The sequence below is a fragment of the Bacillus cereus group sp. MYBK101-2 genome (assembly GCF_051918845.1).
Classification (GTDB): Bacteria; Bacillota; Bacilli; order Bacillales; family Bacillaceae_G; genus Bacillus_A; species Bacillus_A paranthracis.
Genome location: NZ_JBQAIE010000038.1, coordinates 1 through 3,808 on the forward strand (window position 1 = coordinate 1; position 3,808 = coordinate 3,808).

Below are 3,808 nucleotides of genomic sequence, written 5' to 3' on the forward strand. Positions count from 1 at the left end.
CGAGTAGCTATTCATTTTCATGTGTTATGTAGAATGGATAAAGGAAAAGTGGTACCGAAAAAGAAGTTTATGCAGACTAGAAAGACATGGGACAAGCTAGGGAATATTGATATAAAAGGGATCAGATACAAATATCTCCCTAAAAAGCACGTGAATGAAGCAAAAACGGAGTTACAGGAACTTTCTGCGAGTGAACGCATGGTTACTATATGGAGTGTTGGTAATTATCTCACCAGCTATTTGGAGAAGGGTGCGGATGATGTACTCTTGTTTGGTTCCAAAATGTATGGGGCTTCAAGTGGTTTGAAAGAAGAAATTGTTTTAAGAGATAAAAAAAGAATCGCTGCAATCCTATTGGAGTTAGGAGTAGAGCGACTCAAGGAAAAAACTTATGAGATACAACAAACTGAGACTGATAACACTATTACAATGAAGTGCTACAATCAGTTAATACTCAAGAACTAATCCCACTGTTTGCCGACAGTGAAATGTTAATATGATACTGATAGTATATTATAACCTTTATGTATAATACAATAACATGCATTAACTTGTCATAAACTTACATGGCTCTGTCGCTTAGGCAGGGCTTTTTTTATTTACCTTGCTAATACGGAGAAAAACAGGTGCCAACTGCTATATTATGCATGAGGTGAATACACATGGAAAAATGTATGCTTATCATAGCGTTAGTTGGTTTAGTCGCTGATGTAGTGACTATTATCAGTGTTGTAAAAGACCTGTTTTAATTGCAGGTCTCTTTTTATTGTTCTTCTATCTGTTTTGCTAGCTTATAGAACGTTGTACGCTTCATCCCTGCTTCTTCTATAGCTTTGGTGGCGGTAATTTCTCCTGCTTTCCACTTTCCGTATGCTTGGTAAAACTCTTCTGTAGCTTCTGTTTTAGGTCTGCCGAACCGCACACCTTGTTTTAAAGCTACGTCTATTCCTTCACGTTGCCTTTGCTTAATCTTCTTACGTTCTTCTTCTGCCATCCATGAAAGTATTTGTAGGACAAGGTCTGATATGAATGTGCCCATGTTATCTTTATGCTTTGTTGTATCTAGTAATGGCATATCCAGTACAACAATATCTGCTTTAATATCTTTAGTAATCTCTTTCCACTCTTTTTCTATCTCATCTTTGTTTCTTCCAAAGCGATCCAGAGAATGTATGTATAGTATGTCGCCTTCACGTAGGCATGATTTCAATGCTTGGTATTTATCACGGCTGAAGTCTTTTCCACTTTGCTTATCAATGAATAGGTCACGTTCTTCTATGCCTTGTTCCTTCATAGCTTCAATCTGTCTTGCTTCGTTTTGGTCTTTACTGCTGACACGGACATATCCAAACTTTTTTATGTTCATTTCCCTTCCTCCCATCAATTGTTCCTTAATTAAATTATATCACTTTTGTTCGTAAAACTCCATAAACATTAACGAATATTCGTAAACTATTTTCGAACATTAACGAACAACAGAAACGTGATAAAACCGTGTCTTTATATCTGTTCGCAAAAGTGTACTTAAATGAACAATTTTATTGTCAAAAAGTATTGCACCTTCACTTTCTAAGGGTTAAAAATAAATTGATCTTGAGTAAATGTTGGTTATTGTTCTATCTGAGTTATTGTCATAGAGCCCACTTCCTAGGCTGGGTGGGCTACATAATTACACTCCGAAAGGGTTTGATGATAGATGATTTTTGATGAGAAAAATGTACTTGTTGATGTAGATGGATTACCGCTTTATCAACGCTTACGTATAAAGAGGGTTCTTGATGGATTCACACAACCTCAACTATGTGAATTGTTAGGACTGCCAAACGCTCCATATTTAAGCCGTATGGAACGAGGGGAAAGACCTATTCCTAAACGATGTATGGAACGTATAAAACGATATCTGTATGAGGAGGTATACAAAGATGGTCAGTTACAAACAAATGTTGATTAATCAGAACAATAATCCTAATACGAATGATGGGCAGAGAGAAGCAAATGATTACCGTTTAAAGCTACTTGAATTATTTGAAAGGGAAAAACCTGAACGTGAGCCTTATCATTCAACAGACGTCATTATGGAGCGTTTGAATGATACTTCATACAGATGTACGCCAAATAAACTACTTCAATCATAGTGAAACGATTATGTTCGGAAGGCTCTTGAAAGAAAGAGTGGAATAGGCGTTAGCCTTGGCGGAATGCTTGCCGTGTTCTTTTAAACGGCTGGCAGTACGGCAAATGGTTGCCAATTCAGAGTCTCTGCTTTGAACGAGGAGTCAGAAGGATAAATAGTGGAACGAACAACGATAGTACGCCAAAGGTCTCCTCATTTTAGAGCGTGGATCATAACGGCAGCAGCCATCAATATTATGGGGCGTGTATACTGCCGTAGGCTTACCCTCCTGGGTGGGCATGGAAAGATGAATAGGGCAACAAGTAACACATACCTTGCGACATATGGCGAGGATATTTTTTTATCCTAGTAGCAATTTTATTGCCTATGTGTAGATGATGACATCTAAAAGGCCTAGTTTGGCTTGTGAGTATACTTCCGACAAACATTGATATAACAACATTCCTAGCTATTAAAGTAGCAGGCGGGTCGCAGAAGAGGGTCAAACTGCAAACTCTGGTAAGATATAAGTAAGGGCAAATGTCTTCCCTAAATTCTGACGAGGATTCGACGGGGATTCTTCAGGCCTCGCTAAAATACGATTTAAAGCTTCTAGGAGTCTTATACTTCGACATTTAGCAAAGACAGGAGCAAATCCATGTGCCGTGCTATTGGGAGGTTGTACGGCTTCGCTATGATGTATAGAAAATAACATTTGTCTTTTGTGATGCATCTGAGTTAATGTGAAATACAAAGGTGGGATTTAACCGCTATATCTGAAGTGCGGTTTCACGATGCATTGGTTAAAAGTGAGACTGTGGGGGCGGGGGTAATAGATTTAATATACAACTCAAATCAGGGGAAAAAACTATTCTCCCTGTAGAGCTCTTGAACCTTAGAACCATAAGGGTTTAAGCCACCTTAACAGAAAAATCTTTTGCACTAATTTTGAGCTAATTTGAACTAATTTTAAAAGAAAAGGAGGTTTGCACTGAGGTGGATTACAAAGAACAACATAGATACAAGAAAAAGCTTCAACGGTATCAAGAGATGATGATTGAACAAGAAACTGCTTATGAGAAAACAAAAGAATCTTATCCGAATTACGTTGAACCTTACGATGAGAAGCTTGTTATATCTGGCTTTCATATCATACACAGTCAATACGAGAAACCTATATGGCGTGGATTTAAAAGAAATGATGAAGCGGTAGAACAGGGAGCTAAGAATCGTAAAATTAGTATGACTATACGTAAAGAGTTGGATAATGAGCTTCAGAATTACGTGGATCGTTTCCCTTCAGCTACTAAACATGATAAACAAGCAATGAAAGAACTGAAAAGAATAAAAGATGCTTATAAAGATGTCTTACAGATTCGAGAAGATAACGAAAAGAGAAAGATACGTACATTGAAAAATAAGATACAAGCTAACTTTGATGAATGGACTCATTTTCTCACGTTAACATTCAAAGAAAATTTGATTGATATAACACGAGCTAAAGAGAAATTGAAAGAATGGGTAAAGAAAATGAAAGTGTTGTATCCTGATTTCTTGTATGTGTACGTTATGGAGTTTCAAGAACGAGTAGCTATTCATTTTCATGTGTTATGTAGAATGGATAAAGGAAAAGTGGTACCGAAAAAGAAGTTTATGCAGACTAGAAAGACATGGGACAAGCTAGGGAATATTGAT

At 37.2% G+C, this 3,808-nt stretch carries 5 protein-coding genes; 4 read left to right on the forward strand and 1 reads right to left on the reverse strand.

The window, feature by feature from the left end; genetic code table 11:
• A partial coding sequence (locus ACTFSI_RS27765) for a hypothetical protein (RefSeq protein ID WP_440045790.1) occupies window positions 1–465 on the forward strand: 465 nt, incomplete at its 5' end.
• Between the two features lie 298 nt (window positions 466–763).
• Here the strand turns inward: ACTFSI_RS27765 and ACTFSI_RS27770 are convergent.
• Entirely contained in the window at window positions 764–1,366 is a 603-nt protein-coding gene (locus tag ACTFSI_RS27770; protein WP_061684763.1) for a recombinase family protein, read from the reverse strand.
• Window positions 1,367–1,696: 330 nt separating this feature from the next.
• Between ACTFSI_RS27770 and ACTFSI_RS27775 the strand changes: the two genes are divergently transcribed.
• From ACTFSI_RS27775 to ACTFSI_RS27785, 3 genes are all read left to right on the forward strand, one after another.
• Window positions 1,697–1,951, forward strand: coding sequence for a helix-turn-helix domain-containing protein (locus ACTFSI_RS27775; protein WP_144557218.1), 255 nt, complete (start codon window positions 1,697–1,699; stop codon window positions 1,949–1,951).
• Window positions 1,923–2,135, forward strand: a complete 213-nt coding sequence (locus tag ACTFSI_RS27780) for a hypothetical protein (protein ID WP_229185771.1) — start codon at window positions 1,923–1,925, stop codon at window positions 2,133–2,135. Before ACTFSI_RS27775 ends, ACTFSI_RS27780 begins: the two co-directional genes overlap by 29 nt.
• A 974-nt stretch (window positions 2,136–3,109) precedes the next feature.
• Window positions 3,110–3,808 (forward strand): rolling circle replication-associated protein (locus ACTFSI_RS27785; protein ID WP_440045791.1); only part of this gene is annotated, 699 nt, incomplete at its 3' end.